The following is an 18,224-nucleotide window of genomic DNA, read 5'->3' on the forward strand; positions in this document are numbered from 1 at the left end:
AGGCGGCCGCCGGCCGCCTTTTCACGTCAGGTGCTCAGCGCATGGAGGTGGCCGGCTTGCCGCCCACCGTCTCCAGGAACTGCGGTGGCTGCCACGCCTTGGCGTGTTGCTCGAAACCGTAGGCAATCGAGATCAGCGTCGGCTCGCTCCACTTCGCGCCGAACAGCACGATGCCCACCGGCAGGCCGTGCGCCCAGCCGGCCGGCACGGTGATCGAGGGATAGCCGGCCACGGCCGCGGGCTGCGAGGCGCCGCCCACGGTGGGGTCGCCGCTGACGATGTGGTCGCCGAGTACCGGGTCGGTCATGAAGGCCGGGCCCCACGACGGCGCCAGCAAGGCGTCCAGATGGTGGGCCTTAAGCGCGGCATCGATGCCTTGCGGGCCGGATAGCCGTTTCGCCTTGGCCAGCGCATCCACGTATGCCTTGTCGCTGAGCGGCCCCTGCTGCTCGGCCTGCTCGAACAGTTCCTGGCCGAACCACGGCATTTCCTGCGTGGCATGCGCCCGGTTGAACGCGATCAGGTCGGCCAGCGTCTTCACCTTGAGGCCGCTGCGGCCGGCCAGGTAGGCGTTGATGTCGTGCTTGAAGTCGTACAGCAGCACGGTGATTTCCGGCTTGCCGAGTTCGGCCAGGTGCGGCAGCGTGACCGGGTCGACGATGATCGCGCCCTGTGCCTTCATCAGCGCGATCGACTGCTCCAGCACGCGGTCGGCGTTCGGCTCGGCGCCGGCGAGCTGGCGCACCACGCCGATACGCTTGCCCTTCAGTCCGTTCGGATCGAGGAAGCGGGTGTAGTCGGTGGCATGTCGATCGGCCTCGGCGCTGGCCGGGTCGCGCGGGTCGCTGCCGGCGATCACGCTGAGCAGGGCGGCGGCGTCGGTCACGTTGCGCGCCATCGGACCGGCGGTGTCCTGGCTGTGGCTGATCGGCACGATCCCGCTGCGGCTGACCAGGCCCAGGGTGGGCTTGATGCCGACGATGCCGTTCATCGCCGCGGGGCAGATGATCGAGCCGTCGGTCTCGCTGCCGATCGCTACCGTAGCCAGGCCGGCCGCCACGGCTGCGCCGGAACCGGCGCTGGAGCCGCATGGGTTGCGGTCGAGCACGTAGGGATTCTTCGTCTGCCCGCCGCGCCCGCTCCAGCCGCTGCTGGCGTGGTTGGAGCGGAAGTTGGCCCACTCGCTGAGATTGGTCTTGCCCAGGATCAGCGCGCCGGCCTTGCGCAGCCGCTCGACCAGGCCGGCGTCGCGCGGCGCCGGCGCGTCGGCCAGCGCCAGCGAGCCGGCGGTGGTGAGCATGCGGTCGCCGGTGTCGATGTTGTCCTTCAGCAGCACCGGGATGCCGTAGAGCGGGCCGCGCGCCTTCGTGCGTTGCGCGTCGAGCGTGCTGGCCAGCTCGAGCGCGTCGGGGTTCGTCTCGATCACCGCGCGCAGGGCAGGGCCGGAGCGGTCGATTCGCTGGATGCGCTCGAGCAGCGACTGGGTCAGCCCGCGGCTGTCCAGCGTGCCGGCATCCATGCGTTGCTGCAGCTGCCCGATGGACGCGTAGGCGGGATCCGGCGACGCGGCTTCGGCGGACAGCGCAGGGGCGGCGAGCAAGGCGGCGACGAGTGCGGCGAGATGGACGGCTGGACGATTCACGATATCCCCCTGGTTTCGATGCATGCGGCACGTGGCCGTGACGCCCAGCTTAGCGCCGGCCCGGTTTGGGTGCTGCGCTCGCCAGCGTACAATCGCCGGATGAATACGAACGCCAGCCTGCATCATGCCAAGCCGTTCGGTGTCGCCATCCTGTTCGCGCTCGCCCTGTGTTGCGGCAGCGCCAGCCATGCCGCCGATACTCCCGCGACCGCCCCCGCGGTTCCCGACACCCTGCAGCAACGCATCGCCGCCTGCACCAGCTGCCATGGCGTGCATGGCGAAGGCACGCCCGGCAGCGGTTACTTCCCGCGTCTGGCCGGCAAACCGGCAGCGTATCTGGCGCGCCAGATGCAGGATTTCCAGAACGGCCTGCGCAAGTACGCGCCGATGGAATACACCGTGCGCCAGTTGCCGCCTGCGTACATGCGCGAGATCGCCGAATACTTCGCTGCGCAGCAGGTGCCGTACGGCCGCTCGCCATTGCCGCCGGTGTCCGCCGCGACCTTGCAGCGCGGCGAAGAGTTGATCGGCAAGGGCGATCCGGCGCGCAGGATTCCCGCCTGCAGCAGTTGCCACGGCAGCCAGCTGACCGGCGTGGAGCCGTCCACGCCAGGGCTGGTCGGCTTGCCGTATGACTACATCAGCGCGCAACTGGGCTCCTGGCGCACGCATACCCGCGCCACGGTGGCGCCCGACTGCATGGCCGAGGTGGCGAATCGGCTCAGCGAGTCGGACATCACCGCGGTGGCGGCAGCGTTGGCCAGCCGCGAGTTGCCGGCCGACACGCACGCGCAACCGGCCGGGTCGGTGACGCCGCCGTTGCAATGCGGCGTGCTGGGCGCGACGGGAGACCCGTCATGAAGTGGCTGCGTTGGCTGTTGCTGCTGATCGTGCTGTTGGTGGTGCTGGTGCTGGGCTGGGTGTTGTTCGGCGGCAGCTGCAGCCGGCCGACGCCGCCGGCCGCAAGCAAGGTCGCGGCCGCCACCTTGCGCGATCCGGCGTTGATCGCGAAAGGCCAGTACCTGGCCACAGTGGGCGACTGCGCCGGCTGCCACACCATGCAAGGCGGTGCGCGCTACGCCGGCGGCCGTTCGCTGGCCACGCCGTTCGGCGATATCCCGGCGCCCAACATCACGCCCGATCGCGAGACCGGGCTGGGCGACTGGAGTTTCGAGGACTTCTGGCAGGCGCTGCACAGCGGCAAGGGCCGCCATGGCGAACTGCTGTATCCGGCGTTCCCGTACACCTCGTATACCAAGGTGAGCCATGAGGATGCGCTGGCAATCTTCGCCTACCTGCAATCACTGGCACCGGTGCACCAGCCGGCCGTCGCGCCGGCGCTGGCGTTCCCCTACAGCGTGCGCAACAGCCTGAAGGCCTGGCGCACGCTGTACTTCCGCGAAGGCGGGTTCAAGCCCGATCCGGCGCAGTCGGCCGAGTGGAACCGCGGCGCCTACCTGGTGCAGGGGCTGGGCCATTGCAACGAATGCCATGCGGCGCGCGACACGCTTGGCGGCACGCCACGGGACGTGCACCTCACCGGCGGCCAGATCCCGGTGCAGAACTGGTACGCGCCCGACCTGAGCACGCAGAAGAACGGTGGCCTGGAAGGTTGGAGCGCGCAGGATATCGTCGACCTGCTGAAGACCGGCCAGTCCGCGAAGGGTTCGGCATTCGGGCCGATGGCCGCGGTGGTGTCGGGCAGCACCCAGTACATGAGCGATGCCGACCTGCACGCGATCGCCAGCTACCTGCAGTCGCTGCCGCCGCGGGCGGCGCCGGCGGCACCGACCACGCCGTTCGACACCCGGACGCTGACCGAGCAGGGCGAAAAGGTCTATGCGAAGCATTGTGCCGAATGCCACGGCAAGCGCGGCGAAGGCGTGGCCGGCGTCTATCCGCCGCTGGACGGCAACTCCTCGGTGACCGAGCCGACCGGCATCAACGCGACCCGCATGGTATTGCTCGGCGGCTTCACGCCGGTCACCGCGGCCAACCAGCGACCGTACTCGATGCCGCCGTTCGCGCAGCAGCTGAGCGACGGCGAGGTGGCGGCGGTGGTCACCTACATCCGCCGCGCATGGTCGAACAAAGCCTCGATCGTGCGCGCCGAAGCGGTCAGCACCTACCGTCACACGCCAGTCGACTGAGCCCGGCTTCGCGCGCAGTAGGGCGGGCACTGTCTGCCCTACCCGTTGGCGTGGAGAGTGCGGTACAGCTCGCCGAGCGCCTGCCACGAGCCGATATCCCAGTGTCCGCGCGCCTGGCCGGATGGCGACGGCAGCACGAACAAGCGCGTGTTGCCGAGGGTTTCGTCCTGCGGCCCATAGCTAACCGCGTGACCGAGTGCGCTGCGCGCCGCATTCTTGCTGGTGAACGCAAGCAGGCGTGGGGCGTGGCGTTCGATCCGGGCGAACAGGGCGGGTACGTCGAAGGCGTCGCGTGGCAGCTCGTCGTCGTTGCCGCTGTGGCGCTTGGCCAGGTCGGTGAGGCCAATGCCGTAGCCGAGCAGCTGCGGGTACTCCGCCGGTGCGAGCAGGCGCGGCGTGAGGCCGGCTTCGAACAGCGCGCGCCAGAACAGGTTGCCGGGATGGGCGTAGTAGGCGCGCTCGGTGGCCGAGCGTTTGCCTGCGGCGGTGCCGCAGAACACCAGCGCCAGTCCGGGCTGCAGCAGGTCGGGCAGGACGTGCCGCTCAGTCCGCCGCGGCATGCTCGTCCAGCAGGAAATCGGTGAACTGGAAGCGCCCGTCGCGCAGCACCGATTCACCGCGACGCAGCTTGAGCGGCTGGCGGAACAGCGGGCCGGCGTAGCTCAGCGTGTGGAATTCGCCGCGCTCGCCGCAGGGATCGATACCGGCCGGCAGCGCGTCGAGCAGGGCGGCGTCGTAAGGGCGGCCGCAGAAACCGGCGTCGAGTTGCTGCGTATCCACGCAGCACAGCACCGCGCGGTGGCCTTCGCCGATGAAGCGACGCGCCAGCGCCGTGGTGTCCTCGCCCCACAGCGGGAACACCGCACGCCAGTTCTCGCGGCCGAGCTGGCGCACGCGGTAGTCGCGCACGTCCTCCAGGAACAGGTCGCCGAACGCGCAGTGGCGGATCCCCGGCCAGCGCATGCGCGCCTCGACCAGCGCCTGCGCATGGGCCGCCTCGTAGGCCTCGTTGCTGCCGGGCCAGTCCAGCATCACCTCCAGCAGCGGCAGGCCCAGCGCGGCGGCCTGCGCCTGCAGCACCGCGCGCGGCGTGCCGTGCATGGCCACGCGCTGGTAGTTGCGGTTGACCGTGGTGAGCAGGGCGGTCACCTGCCATTGCGGGTCGGCCAGCAGCCGTTGCAGGGCCAGCAGGCAGTCCTTGCCGCCGCTCCAGGCCAGCAGGGTCGGCGTTGCCTCGAGCGTTGTCATGGTTCGGCTCCAACTGGCCCGATCGGAACGATATCCCGGCCATTCTGCGATATCGGCCCGGAGAATGCGCAATCCATGCAGCGATTCATCGACAGTCCGTGGCCGCAGCCGCTATAAAGATGGCCTGTCCGGGGGAGTACGCGGTGAGCGAAGAAATCCTGATCAACGTGACCCCGCGCGAGACGCGGGTCGGGGTGGTCGAGAACGGCATGCTGCAGGAGGTGCACGTCGAGCGGGCGTCGCGGCGCGGTTATGTCGGCAACATCTACAAGGGGCGCGTGCAGCGGGTGATGCCGGGCATGCAGGCGGTGTTCGTGGAGATCGGGCTGGAGCGCGCGGCGTTCCTGCACGCTTCGGACATCGTGCGCCCCGCGCCGACCGAAGGCGCCGAGTCGAACGGCAATGGCAACGGCCACCTGCCCTCGATCAGCGAACTGGTGCATGAAGGCCAGGAAATCGTGGTGCAGGTGGTGAAGGACCCGATCAGCACCAAGGGAGCGCGGCTGTCGGCGCACCTGTCGATTCCCTCGCGCTACCTGGTGCTGCTGCCGTACGCGCGTACCCTGGGCATCTCCGCGCGAATCGAGGACGAGGCCGAGCGCCAGCGCCTGCGCGAGGTGCTGACCCCGTTGCTCGGCGACACCCCCCTGGGCTACATCGTGCGCACCAATGCCGAGGGGCAGAGCGCCGAGTCGCTGGCGTTCGACGTGACCTACCTCGGCAAGGTGTGGCGCGTGGTGCAGGAGAACATCGCGAAAGCGAAGGTCGGCGAGCGTGTGTACGAGGAGCTCTCGCTGCCGCTGCGCAGCCTGCGCGACATGCTCAACGACGACATCGAGAAGGTGCGGGTGGACTCGCACGGGACCTACGAGAAGGCGGTCAAGTTCGTGCACAAGTTCATGCCGAACCTGGACGACCGCATCGAACATTACGCCGGCGAGCGGCCGATCTTCGACCTGTACGGGGTGGAGGACGAGATCCAGCGCGCGATGAAGAAGGAGGTGCCGCTGAAGTCCGGCGGTTACCTGATCGTCGACCAGACCGAGGCGATGACGACGATCGACGTGAACACCGGCGGCTACCTCGGCACGCGCAACCTGGAGGAGACCGTCTACCGCACCAACCTGGAGGCGGCGCAGGCGGCGGCGCGGCAGCTGCGCCTGCGCAACCTGGGCGGCATCATCATCATCGACTTCATCGACATGAACGACGAGGAACACCGCCGCCAGGTGATCCGCATGCTGGAGAAGGGCCTGGCCCGCGACCACGCCAAGACCACGGTCTACCCGATGTCGGCGCTGGGACTGGTGGAGATGACCCGCAAGCGCACCACCGAGAGCCTGGAGCGCCAGCTGTGCGAGCCGTGCCCGGCCTGCGGCGGGCGCGGCACGGTCAAGACCGCCGAGACGGTGACCTACGAGATTTTCCGCGAGATCACCCGTGCGGTGCGCCAGTTCAACGCACAGAAGCTGCTGGTGATGGCCAACCCGTCGGTGGTCAACCGCATCCTGGAAGAGGAATCCGGCGCGGTGGCCGAACTGGAAGAGTTCATCTCCAAGAGCATACGCTTCCAGGCCGAAGAGCATTATTCGCAGGAACAGTTTGATGTCGTGTTGCTGTAAATCCGCCGGCGGCGGACACCAGCGGGACCGCTGCGCGTGAACGCGCTGTGGCAGCGGCGGCTGCATCGCTGCGCCCGCGCGTCGGGTTGGACCGCCGGGGTGGCGCTGATCCTGCTCGCCGTCGCTGCCGCCCTGGCCCAGCTGCTGCTGCCGCTGCTGGCGCGACATCCGGACTGGGTGGCCGCGCAGCTCAGCGCGCGGTTGCAGCGGCCGGTCAGTATCGCTTCGATGGAAGGGCACTGGACCGCTTCCGGCCCGGTGTTCTTGATGCATGGAGTGAGCGTCGGCGCGGCCACTGGCGAGAGCGGCGCGGTGCTGCAGCTGCCCGAATCCGAACTGAAACTCGATTTCGGCGGCTGGCTGATGCCGTCGCGGCACCTGCTCAACCTGCACGTGCGCGACCTGCAGCTGGATCTGCTGCGTGACGCCGACGGCTGGCACGTCAACGGCATCGGCATGGCCGGCGGCAACGCGCGCCAGCCGCTGTCGCCGGGCCGGTTGTCGGCCGACCTGTGGCTGGAAGATCTCCGCGTGGTGGTCACCGACGCCACCCTGGGCGGGCGCTACACGCTGCTGTCGAAACAGCTGCGGCTGAGCCACCAGGGCAGCGAGATCCGCTTCGGCGGCGTGCTGCGGCGCGACGGGGTGAGTGCCGCGCTGCGCACGATCGGCCGTTTCCGCAGCGATGGCAGCGCCGGCCGGGTGTGGGTCGACGTGGGCGGTGCCGAGCTGAAGCCGCTGCTGGACGGCATCGACCTGGGTGGCTACACGGTCGAGCATGGTCGCGGCCAGCTGAGCGCCTGGCTCGACTGGCGCAACGGCCAGCTGAGCCACAGCCTGATCCGCTTCGACCTGGACACGCTGGCGGTGAGCGCGCCCGCCGGCGGCAAGGCCAGCGTGGCGTCGCTGCATGGTCTGGCCGGCGTGCGCCATGCGGACGACGGCTACGATCTGCGCTGGGCCGGCGACGACGGCAGCGCGCTGGTGCTGGACCTGCACCGGCCCGGCACCGACGCGGTGCGCGTGGGCGTCGCCGCACGCAAGCTGCAGCTGGCGCCGTTGCTGCCGTGGCTGGCGCTGAAGCCGGCGCTGGCGCCGGCGTTGGCGCAGTGGCTGGGCAGCGGCCATCCGCGCGGCGAACTGGACCGGCTCGCGTTGCGCTGGGACCGCGCGGGCGGGCTGCGCTCGGTCGAGCTGGCGTTCAGCGGCCTGGGCATCGATCCGGTCGGCAAGCTGCCGGGACTGAGCAGCCTGCGCGGCGAGTTGCGCGGCGACGCCGAGGCGCTGTCGCTGGAGTTGCCCGCCCAGGCCACCACGCTGGCCTTTCCGCACACCTTCCGCCAGCCGTTCGCGCTGTCGAATCTGGCCGGCACGCTGGCGTTCTGGCCGCAGGACGGCGACTGGCACCTCGCTGCCGACGCGCTGGATTTCACCGGCGCCGGCTATGCCGGCCAGGCCCGCGGCGAGCTGGTGCTGCCGGCGCAGGGCGGTGCCCCGTTCATGGAGCTGTACGCGAAGCTGGCGCAGGCCGACGTGACCGCCGCCAAGCTGTTCTGGCCGATCGACTCGATGTCACCGGATACCGTTGCATGGCTCGACCGCGCCCTGGTCGCCGGCCGCCTCGACCAGGCCGACGTGCTGCTGCGCGGCGACCTGCATGACTGGCCGTTCCGGCACAACGAGGGGCGCTTCGAGGCGCGTGCGGCGATCAGCGACCTCACCCTCGACTACGGCAAGGGCTGGCCGCGCGCCGAAGATGTCAGTGCAGTGGCCAACTTCATCGGCAACGGCATGCTGGTCGAAGCCGACGGCGGGCGCGCGCTGGGCGTGAAGGCGGAGCGGGCAGTCGCGCTGATCCCGGATTTCCACGACGCGCTGCTCGACCTCAACGTGCAAGGCAACGGCAGCGGCGCCAGCCTGATGGAGTTCGTGCGCAAGAGCCCGATCGGCAGCCACGAGGCCGACACCCTGGCCAAGCTGAAGCTGGGCGGCAGCGGCACGTTCGGCTTCCACCTGGAGCTACCGCTGAAGGAAGGCCTTGGCGAACCGCGACTGGACGGCCAGGCCCGGCTGAAGGACGCCGACCTCGCCGCGCCGGAATGGAAGCTCAAGCTGGACAAGCTCAACGGCCCGCTGCAGTTCGATTTGCACGGCTTGCGGGCCGGTCCGCTGGATGCCGGCTTCCGCGGCCAGCCGTCGACTCTGCAACTGGCGATCGCCGGTGCCAACAGCGACCCCGCCAGCGTGCTGTCGGCGCAATTGCACGGCAACTACCGCTTGGCCGAACTGGTGCAGGACTACCCGTCGCTGGACTGGGTCGGCAAGCTGGGCGACGGGCGCAGCGTGTTCGACGTCGGCTTTGTCATTGCCCGCGTGCCGGGCCGCGACGCGCTGGCGCAGACCCTCAGCGTCGACTCGCCGCTGAGTGGCATCGCGCTGGACCTGCCTGCGCCGCTGCACAAGCCGGCGGCCGCCAGCCTGCCGTTGCACCTGACGATGAGCCTGCCGGTCGAGGGCAGCGAGCTGCGGCTCAGCCTGGGCGACGCGTTGCGCGGCTATCTGCGCCTGGCCGACGGCGAGCAGCGGCCGTTGGCCGGCACCCTGGCATTCGGCAGCCAGATGCTCGGGGAACTGCCGGCACGCGACCTGCGCATCCGCGGCCATGCCGGCCGGCTCGACGTCACTGGCTGGGTGCAGCATGCGGTGGCCGGCAGCGGCAGCGGCGGGCCGGGGCTGGAAAGCCTCGACGTCAGCACCGACCAGGCCGAGTGCTTCGGCCGCGAGCTGGGCGCGCTCAAGCTGCACGCCACGCCGCAGTCGGACCTGCTGAGCGTGGACGTGGACGGCCCGGCCATGCTCGGCAACTACAGTATCCCGATGCAGGAACTGGACAAGCGCGGCGTCACCGCGCGACTGCAGCGGCTGTACTGGCCGAAGAGCTCCGCCGCCGAAGCCGTCAGCCATCCGGCGAAAGCCGCCGTCGGTGCCGCGGTGGCCGCCGACGCATCGACGGCATCGCCGGCGCCCGACCCGGCCAACACCGGGGTCAACCCGGCCGCGCTGCCGCCGTTCCACGTGTGGGTTGGCGACCTGCGCCTGGGCGACGCGAAGCTCGGCGAGGCTCGGCTGGAAACCTGGCCCACCGCCGAGGGCATGCACATCGAGCAGCTGCGCGCGCTGTCCAGCCGGGTGCAGATCACCGGCAGCGGCGACTGGAACGGCAATGCCGCCAGCAGCCATACGCGCATGAAGATCAGCTTCGCCGCCGAGGATCTTGGCACGATGCTGGGCGCGTTCGGCTACGAGGGCCTGGTCAACGGCGGCAAGACGCGCGACCAGCTCGACGCCAGCTGGCCCGGCGCGCCCAGCGACCTCTCGCTGGCCACCATGGACGGCATCCTGAGCATCCGGGTCGACGACGGCCGCATTCCCGAGGCGGCGTCGCCCGGCATGGGGCGGCTGCTCGGCCTGGTTTCGCTGACCGAACTGCCGCGCCGGCTGACCCTGGACTTCGGCGACGTGTTCGGCAAGGGGCTGGCGTTCGACTCGATCAGCGGCGACTTCCGGCTGGCCAACGGCAACGCCGTCACCGACAACCTGGCGATCATCGGTCCGGCCGCCAACATCAGCGTCAACGGCCGCACCGGCCTGCGCGCGCGCGACTACGACCAGCAGATGGTGGTGGTGCCGCATGTCGGCAACAGCCTGCCGCTGGTCGGCGCGGTGGTCGGCGGGCCGGTCGGCGCCGCGGCCGGCTTCGCCGTGCAGGGCATCCTCGGCCACGGTCTCAACCAGGCCGCCAGCGCGCGCTACCGCATCACCGGCGGCTGGGACAATCCGGTGATCACCCTGGTCGAGAAACGTGGCGGCACGAGCGCAACTGCTCCGCCGCTGCTGCCCGATGCCAAGCCGGCACCGCCAGTTGCCGCGCCGTCGCCTGAAGCGCATCCGGCCGCGGCCAGCTCGTCGCCGTGAAGAGCAGGCCCCGCGCGTGACCGCCCGGCGCGGCCAGGCCCACCGGTCCCGTACGACACGATGAGCCCGGCCTGCGTGGTCGTGCGGCTGCGGCCCGCGCCTGCATGACCGCGGTTCAGTACACGCGGAAGCTGTGCGTGTCCGGGGCCGGCAGGTAGCTGGTGCCGCCGACCCGGCGGCAGTGGGCGATCAGCCCGGCCTCGGCGCGACGGGCTTGCAGCCAGTCGGCGCGGGTGAAGCGGAACCGGCCGACCATGCAGCCGCGTAGCTCGGCCTCGAGCGCGCGCAGGCGGCAGAAGTCGAGGTAACTGTCCACCTCACCGGCCAGTTGCGGCCAGGCGGCGTCGACCAGGATGGCGTCGTCCAGGCGCCTGACCGGCGGCAGGCCGCCCGGGATCAGCGCGTGCCGGCCGTGCACGTAGTCCACCACCACGCGGGCCGGGAGGACCGCGTCGGCGGCCGTCTCCCAGCCGGCGTCGTCGATCATCTGTTCGACGGTGCCGGCCAGCTGCAGCCGCTGGCGGATGCTTGCCGGACGGGTCGGTGCGGACTGGCCGGCCAGTTCGCGCGAAGCCGTGGCCAACTGGTCCTGGTCCAGCGGGAAGTGCTGTAGCCGGCCCAGCAACTGGTTGAAATGGACCAGCGCCTCGGTCCGGATCAGGAAGTCGCCCACGTGGCGACGACGACCGGGGTGGCGCGGGTCGGCCCAGGCGGGCGACTGCAGGGCGGCGGGCAGCGGGTTCAGGGTGGCGAGCTGGGCGTTCATGGGGTGCCTCCGGACGGGTGGATGCGCCGCGGCTTGCGGCGTGGGGAAAGACTCCATCCCGCGGCCGTTTTGAGTCATGATGGAAATACAGGGCTTGCATGAGCGAACACCGAGGTTTGTGTGATCGCCTGAGGGCTTCCCGATGGAGCGGACGGAATCGGGGGCGCGCAACGGGGGGGCCGCGCCTTATCGCTTCGGCGACATCGTGGTCGATCCGGCTGCGCATGCCCTGTTGCGGGCCGGCGTTCCGCAGCCGGTGGAGCCGAAAGCCTTCGCGGTGCTGCTGGCGCTGCTGCAGCGCCCCGGCGAGCTGATCGGTCGCGATGACCTGCTCGACCAGGTCTGGGGTCACCGCCACGTCACGCCGGGCGTGCTGACCCGCGTCATCGCCCAGTTGCGCCATGCGCTGGACGAGGATCCCCAACATCCGCGCTACATCCAGACCCGGCATGCCCTGGGCTACTGCTTCATCGGGCAACTGGAAGATCCTGCCGGGGTGGTCGCGGGCGCGGTCGCGGGCGCCGCGCCGGAGGCAGGCGGCGAATCGCCGGCCGCCTTCCCGCCGCCACCGATCGCGGTTGCCGCCGAACCCGTGCCGGCGCTGACCGAGCTGCCGTCGGCCGCGCCGCCGGTGTGGGGCGTCGAGGAACCGGCTGCGCCTGCCCATGCGTGGCCGGGGCGCTGGCTGGCGCTGGGTGCGATGGCGTTGCTGGCGGGGCTGGCCGCGTGGCTGGCCGTCCAGCACCGTGCGCCGCCCCGGCCTGTCGCGGCCTCGGTGGCGGTGCTGCCGTTCGTCAACCTCGGCGGTAGCCCCGGCGACAACTACTTCGCCGAAGGGCTGGCCGAGGAAATGCGCGACGCGCTGGCCGGCGTGAAGGGCCTGAAGGTGGTCGCCTCGGTGTCGCCTGCCGCCAGCAGGGATGCCGCCGACGCCAGGGTGCTGGGCGACCGGCTGGGCGTGGCCTCGATCCTCAGCGCCAGCGTGCGTCGCGAACGTGCGCGCCTGCGCATCACGGCGCGGCTGACCGACACCGCCACCGGCTTCACCCTGTGGAGCCACACCTACGACCGCGAACTTTCCGACATCTTCGACACCCAGCGCGACATCGCCGAAGAGGTGGTGCATGCGTTGCTGGGTGCGATCCCGGGGGAAGACAGCGCGCTGTCGAAACGCCTGGCGACCACCCGCAGCGAGGCGGCGTTCGACACCTACCTGCAGGGCATGCAGTTGCTGCGGCACCCCGACCTGCCGGATGCCGCCGATCAGGCGATCGCGCACTTCGGCCAGGCCCTGAAGCAGGACAGCGGATTCGCCAGGGCCCAGGCCGGCATCTGCCGCGCCGAGACCTGGCGCTTCCAGGGTCAGCGCAGCCCGACCGCGCTGGAGAACGCCAAGGCGGCCTGCCGGCAGGCCGAGCAAATGGACCCGGGCGCGCCGGAGGTGGACCAGGCGCTGGGCGACCTGTACAGCGTCGCCGGCGATCCCGAGCGCGCACTGCAGCACTATCGCAGGAGCGTGCAGGCACCGGGCCAGGCCATGTACGCGCACGTGGGCATGGCCAATGTCTACGCGGCGCAGGGGCACGGCGACCTTGCCCTGGCGGAGTTCCAGCAGGCGTTGAAACTGCGCCCTGACGATGCCTTCATCCACGCCTCGATCGGCTACCGGCAGTACCTCGATGGCAAGATTCCCCAGGCCGTGGCCTCGTATCGCCGCGCCGTCGAGCTGGACCCGAAGAACGCGGAGCGGTGGGGCGTGCTGGGTGCCATGTACATGGCGGCAGGGAACAACGCGGCCGCGGCGCAGGCGCTGGAACGTGCCATCGAGATCAGTCCGGCGGCGGACACGCTGGCCAACCTCGGCGAGCTCAGGTACCAGCACGGCGACTATGCCGCCGCGGTGGCGCTGCGGCGCCAGGCCACGACGCTGACCCCGGACGATTTCAGGGCCTGGGGCAACCTGGGAGAGGCCATGCGGGCGGACCCGGCGTCGGACCCTGCCGACACGCGCAAGGCGTTCGAGGCAGCTGCCTCCCGCGCCGAACACTATCTGCAAGTCAAACCTGATGACGCCCAGGCGGTTGCCTTGCTCGGCCTCTACCGGGCGATCCTGGGTGACTCGGCCGAAGCCCGCCAACTGGTCGGGCGCGCCGAGGCGCTGGGCGGCCAGCCCGGCGAAGTGGCCCTGTTCAATGCGGAAACCTTCGCCTTGCTGGGCGATCCCGGTGCGGCCCGCCAGCGGCTGCAGGCCGCGCGCGCCGCCGGCGTCGCCGAAACCCAGATCTCCGGCAACTACACCTTCCGTCGCCTGGGCCTGTGGTCTCCGCCGCCGTCGGCGGGCACGTCCCGGCGCACGGAGCCACCCGCCCCGCCTTCGAGTGCGGGGCATCCAGCTGGAGGATGACCATGGCAACCAGACTCAATCGCGAACAGATGCGTACCGCCAAGACGAGCGCCGCCGCCAAACAGGCCGCCGCACCGCGGCGACGGGAAGCCAGCGAACCCGCGCGCGAAACTACCGGGTCCAGGGGCAAGCCGACGACCTATCGTTTCGACCTTGCCGACATCAGGAGCATCGCCATCGAGCGCCACTCCCCGCTCTGCCTGGTCATTGTGGTGAACCCGCCGAAACGGAACTGATCGCCGGGGTGAACCTGCGGCTCGCGTGCGTTCGCCGACGTGAGGCCCCTGAAGATCCGGCCCCGTCACCCGGCCTTCTTGGTGTGCGCGGCCATGCAATGCGTTGAAACCGGGCGGTATGCCACCATTACAGGCTCACCGCATTGCATTGGTTCCTCCATGGATTCCCTGATCGCTCTTGCCGAAAGCAAGCTGCTGTCCCCCGGCGGCATCGCCACCGGCGACCTCGACCGCGTGTTCGCCCAGCTGATGGGTCCATCGATCGACGCCGCCGACCTGTACTTCCAGCATTCGCGCAGCGAGTCGTGGACGCTGGAGGAGGGCATCGTCAAGGACGGCAGCCATTCGATCGAGCAGGGCGTGGGCGTGCGCGCGATCTCCGGCGAGAAGACCGGCTTCGCCTACTCCGACGAGATCGTGCTGCCGCAGCTGCTGGAAGCCTCGAAAGCCGCGCGCGCGATCGCGCACGGCGGCAACGGCGCGGGCAAGCCGCTGGCGCTGAACGGCGCGCGCGCGCTCTATCCCGCGATCGATCCGGTCGAGAGCCTGCCCAACCCCGACAAGATCGCGCTGCTGCGCGAGGTCGATGCGTACGCGCGCTCGCGCGACCCGCGCATCAGGCAGGTCATCGTCAGCCTCGCCGCCACCATCGACACCGTGCTGATCGCCGCCTCCGACGGCACCCTGGCCGCCGACGTGCGCCCGCTGGTGCGCATCAACGTGCAGGTGATCGCCGAAGCGAACGGCCGCCGCGAGCAGGGCTATGCCGGCGGCGGCGGCCGCTACGGCTACCGCGAGCTGATCGAGAACGGCCGCGCGCTGCGCTTTGCCGACGAGGCGGTGCGCCAGGCGCTGGTGAACCTCGATTCGGTCGATGCGCCCGCCGGCCAGATGACCGTGGTGCTCGGCCCCGGCTGGCCCGGCGTGCTGCTGCACGAGGCGATCGGCCACGGCCTGGAAGGCGACTTCAACCGCAAGGGCAGTTCCGCCTTCGCCGGCCGGCTCGGCCAGCGCGTCGCCGCCAAGGGCGTCACCATCGTCGACGACGGCACCCTGGCCGGTCGCCGCGGCTCGCTCAGCATCGACGACGAAGGCACGCCGACCGCATGCACCACCCTGATCGAGGACGGCATTCTCAAGGGCTACATGCAGGACAAGCTCAACGCGCGCCTGATGGGCATGGCGCCCACCGGCAACGGCCGCCGCGAATCGTTCACCCAGCTGCCGATGCCGCGCATGACCAACACCTACATGCTCGCCGGCAATCACGAGCCGGAGGAGATCATCCGCTCGGTGAAGAAGGGCCTGTACGCGCCTAACTTCGGCGGTGGGCAGGTCGACATCACCAACGGCAAGTTCACCTTCTCCGCCTCCGAGGCCTACCTGATCGAGGACGGCGAAATCACCCGTCCGGTGAAGGGCGCCACGCTGATCGGCAGCGGCCCCGAGGTGCTCAACCGCGTCTCCATGATCGGCAACGACATGAAACTTGACGAAGGCGTGGGCGTGTGCGGCAAGGACGGCCAGAGCGTGCCGGTGGGCGTGGGCCAGCCGACGCTGAAGATCGACGCGATGACGGTGGGCGGCACGGCGTCGTAGCCACGCGGGATGGTTCGTTCGCCATCGGCGCGGCGGCGAGTTCGAAAGTATTTGCGGGCCAGCGCCTGGCCGGCGTGATGGCAACCCGTCGCGGCGAAACGGCGCCGCGTCGTTCATCGGGTTGCTTGATTGAAGTCAACACGCGGTGCATCCATCGGCTCAGGCTGGCGGCATCCTTGTTCCCGGCTACGGAGTGGATGCGCATGAACGGTCACTGCAAGGGCCACGCCGGTGGCCGCTTCGTCTCCCTGCGCCTGGTGCGGCGCTGGATGTTGCTGGCGGTGCTGGCGTGGCTGGCGGTCGTGCCCACCCTGGGGCTGGCCATGCCCTCGTATGCGCGGCAAACCCAACTCGCCTGCGTGGCGTGCCACGTCGGAGCCTTCGGCCCGGAGCTCACTGCGTTCGGGCGGCAGTTCAAGCTGATGGGTTACACCATGAAGGTCGGCGACGCGAAGGAATTGCCGCTGTCGGCGATGCTGGTGGAATCGTTCACGCATACGCAGAAAGCCCAGGCGGAAGCTCCGGCCAAGGGCTTCGGCACCAACGACAACACCGAACTGCAGCAGGCCTCGGTGTTCCTGGCCGGGCGGCTGAGCGAGCACATCGGCATCTTTGCCCAGGCCACCTATTCCGAGAACGGAGGGCTGCTTGGCTGGGACAACGTGGACCTGCGCTACGCGCGCATGTTCAGCCGCGGCAGCCACACCGGCATCTGGGGCATCACGGTCAACAACAACCCCACCGTCAGCGATGTGTTCAACACCGCGCCGGCCTGGATGTACCCGTACCTGTCGGCGGATCTGGCCCCCGGCGCTCCGGCCCAGCCGATGCTGTTCGGCGGCCTGGGCGGCCAGGTGATCGGCGCCAGTGCCTACGTGCAACTGGACGGTGCCTGGTACCTGGAGGCCGGCGGCTATCGCTCGCTGTCACCGGCATTCCTGCGCCGCGTCAATGCCGACTTCAACGGCCGCCTCAGCGGGGTCACGCCCTATGCGCGCCTGGCCTACACGTGGAACCTGCCTGACGGCAACGTCTCCGTCGGCGGCTTCATGCTGAACATGCGCCGCGGACAGGTCGGCACCAATGCGGCCGGCGACGCGGTGGCGCTGCCTGGACCCACGGACCGCTTCCGCGACTTTGGCGTGGATTCCAGCTACATGTACATCAATGGCGATCACGCGATCACCGTCGACGGGCTGTACGTCCACGAGAGCCAGCGCCTGGACGCCACCTGGGGCGGCGGCGGGTCGGACCACCTGCACGACACCCTGCAGTCGCTCAACCTCAAGGGCAGCTACTGGTACCGCCACACCTACGGCGTGACCCTGGCATCGTTCGTCTACAACGGCAGCCGGGACGTCACGCTTTACGGCAACGATGGCGCGCCGAACACCCGGGGCGAAAGCATCGAGCTCGACTACAGCCCGTTCGGCCAGCCCGATTCGTGGCAGCAGCCATGGGCCAACGCGCGGCTCGGCCTGCAATACACCTGGTTCAACCGCTTCAGCGGCCGCGTGCACAACATCGACGGGGCAGGACGCAACGCCAGCGACAACAACACGCTCTACTTCTACGTGTGGCTGGCGATCTGAACCACGGCGTCGCGTCCGTTCACCCGAAGCACGGCAAACCCGCGGCCGGGGCGGCTCACCTTCAGGCTACGAGGTGGTGTCGCCATCGCCGCCCAATCAATCTTCAGCCTTCGGCGGAATCACCCGACTGCGCCAGATCCTTCAGCACCTGAAAGATCTCCCGGTACGCCCGCGGCGGCTTGTTCGGCGTGTCCTTTTCGATGCGGGCCTGGCGAATCAGCGAGCGCAGGTGCTGACGATCGACCTGCGGATGTTCGACGAGCAGGGCGGACAGCGCGGCGTCGCCGTCGTCGCCAAGCAGGCGCTCGCGCAGCGCCTCGATGCGGTGCATGGCCGCGGTTTCCTGACGCTGCTTGTCGCGGTTTTCCCCGAGTTCGGCACGCACGGCGGCGAATGCCTCGTCGTCGTGACGACGCATCAGCTTGGCGAGGAAGGCGAGCTGGCGCTTGCGCGCGATGTGCGAGGCGATGCGGCGCACGTTGGCGATTTCGTCGCGCACGTCGTCGGGCAGGTCCAGTTTCGCCAGCCGGGTCGGCGGCAGTTCCACCAGTTGGCCGGCCAGTTCGAGCACGGCCAGCGCCTCGCGCCGCTGCTGGCTGCGACTGGGACCGTAGTCGGTGTCGTCGAGTTCGTGCTGGTTGCGGCTGCGGCTGGGGCTCACGGGAGGGTTCCGGAAAAAGGCGTGGATCAGATGGAGACGTTGCCGCCCGGCTCGGCCGGTTCGCTGTCGGCCTGCTCCAGCGCGAAGCGGGCGATCGGCTCGCCGTCCAGCTCGATGGTTTCGCTGAACATCGCGGCGGGGCGCACCCACAGGCCGTAGTCGCCGTAGAGCGCCTGATAGACCACCAGCGGTTCCATCGTCTCGCTGTGGCGGGCGGTGCCCAGCACACGGTAGCGCTGACCCTTGTAGTGACGATAGATGCCGGCGGTGGGTTGCATGGGCGTTCTCCGCAGCTCTTTCATTCCGCGGCTGCGCCCCCAGATCGGGGC

14 protein-coding genes are annotated in these 18,224 nt (G+C 69.9%); 8 read left to right on the forward strand and 6 right to left on the reverse strand.

The window, feature by feature from the left end; all coding sequences use genetic code 11:
* Nucleotides 1–34: 34 nt before the first annotated feature.
* Complete coding sequence (locus tag R5H19_RS04050) at nt 35–1,642, reverse strand: amidase (RefSeq protein WP_318157672.1); 1,608 nt, start codon at nt 1,640–1,642, stop codon at nt 35–37.
* Nucleotides 1,643–1,741: 99 nt separating this feature from the next.
* Between R5H19_RS04050 and R5H19_RS04055 the strand changes: the two genes are divergently transcribed.
* Nucleotides 1,742–2,503, forward strand: a complete 762-nt coding sequence (locus R5H19_RS04055; RefSeq protein WP_318157673.1) for a c-type cytochrome — start codon at nt 1,742–1,744, stop codon at nt 2,501–2,503.
* Complete coding sequence (locus R5H19_RS04060) at nt 2,500–3,792, forward strand: cytochrome c (RefSeq protein WP_318157674.1); 1,293 nt, start codon at nt 2,500–2,502, stop codon at nt 3,790–3,792. The genes R5H19_RS04055 and R5H19_RS04060 overlap by 4 nt, the downstream gene beginning before the upstream one ends.
* Before the next feature lie 38 nt (nt 3,793–3,830).
* On the opposite strand, the gene R5H19_RS04065 is transcribed toward R5H19_RS04060, so the two are convergent.
* The gene (locus tag R5H19_RS04065) at nt 3,831–4,352 is read right to left on the reverse strand and encodes a mismatch-specific DNA-glycosylase (RefSeq protein ID WP_318157675.1); all 522 of its coding nucleotides are present in this window, start codon (nt 4,350–4,352) and stop codon (nt 3,831–3,833) included.
* A complete protein-coding gene (locus R5H19_RS04070; RefSeq protein WP_318157676.1) occupies nt 4,336–5,040 on the reverse strand; it encodes an ATP-binding protein in 705 nt (234 codons plus the stop codon). The genes R5H19_RS04065 and R5H19_RS04070 overlap by 17 nt, the downstream gene beginning before the upstream one ends.
* Before the next feature lie 143 nt (nt 5,041–5,183).
* Here R5H19_RS04070 and rng point away from each other — a divergent pair, with 143 nt between their 5' ends.
* Together rng and R5H19_RS04080 are read left to right on the forward strand one after the other, a co-directional pair.
* Entirely contained in the window at nt 5,184–6,662 is a 1,479-nt protein-coding gene (gene rng, locus R5H19_RS04075) for a ribonuclease G (protein ID WP_318157677.1), read from the forward strand.
* A 36-nt stretch (nt 6,663–6,698) separates the two neighbouring features.
* Nucleotides 6,699–10,637, forward strand: coding sequence for a YhdP family protein (locus tag R5H19_RS04080; RefSeq protein WP_318157678.1), 3,939 nt, complete (start codon nt 6,699–6,701; stop codon nt 10,635–10,637).
* A 115-nt stretch (nt 10,638–10,752) separates the two neighbouring features.
* Here R5H19_RS04080 and R5H19_RS04085 read toward each other — a convergent pair whose 3' ends face one another.
* Nucleotides 10,753–11,403, reverse strand: a complete 651-nt coding sequence (locus tag R5H19_RS04085; RefSeq protein WP_318157679.1) for a hypothetical protein — start codon at nt 11,401–11,403, stop codon at nt 10,753–10,755.
* 142 nt (nt 11,404–11,545) lie between these two features.
* Here R5H19_RS04085 and R5H19_RS04090 point away from each other — a divergent pair, with 142 nt between their 5' ends.
* From R5H19_RS04090 to R5H19_RS04105, 4 genes are all read left to right on the forward strand, one after another.
* Nucleotides 11,546–13,807, forward strand: coding sequence for a tetratricopeptide repeat protein (locus R5H19_RS04090; protein WP_318157680.1), 2,262 nt, complete (start codon nt 11,546–11,548; stop codon nt 13,805–13,807).
* Between the two features lie 2 nt (nt 13,808–13,809).
* Complete coding sequence (locus R5H19_RS04095) at nt 13,810–14,043, forward strand: hypothetical protein (protein WP_318157681.1); 234 nt, start codon at nt 13,810–13,812, stop codon at nt 14,041–14,043.
* A gap of 159 nt (nt 14,044–14,202) precedes the next feature.
* Nucleotides 14,203–15,642 carry a metalloprotease TldD gene (tldD, locus tag R5H19_RS04100; protein ID WP_318157682.1) on the forward strand — a complete coding sequence of 480 codons (1,440 nt, stop codon included), beginning with the start codon at nt 14,203–14,205 and terminating at the stop codon, nt 15,640–15,642.
* A gap of 203 nt (nt 15,643–15,845) precedes the next feature.
* Nucleotides 15,846–17,234 (forward strand): cytochrome C, encoded by a 1,389-nt coding sequence (locus tag R5H19_RS04105; protein ID WP_318157683.1) that lies wholly within the window; start codon nt 15,846–15,848, stop codon nt 17,232–17,234.
* Nucleotides 17,235–17,337: 103 nt separating this feature from the next.
* Here R5H19_RS04105 and yjgA read toward each other — a convergent pair whose 3' ends face one another.
* Nucleotides 17,338–17,895 (reverse strand): ribosome biogenesis factor YjgA, encoded by a 558-nt coding sequence (gene yjgA / locus R5H19_RS04110; protein ID WP_318157684.1) that lies wholly within the window; start codon nt 17,893–17,895, stop codon nt 17,338–17,340.
* Between the two features lie 26 nt (nt 17,896–17,921).
* Entirely contained in the window at nt 17,922–18,173 is a 252-nt protein-coding gene (locus tag R5H19_RS04115) for a DUF1653 domain-containing protein (protein WP_318157685.1), read from the reverse strand.
* Between the last annotated feature and the right edge of the window lie 51 nt (nt 18,174–18,224).

The organism is Rhodanobacter sp. KK11, assembly GCF_033345435.1.
Taxonomy (GTDB): Bacteria; Pseudomonadota; Gammaproteobacteria; order Xanthomonadales; family Rhodanobacteraceae; genus Rhodanobacter.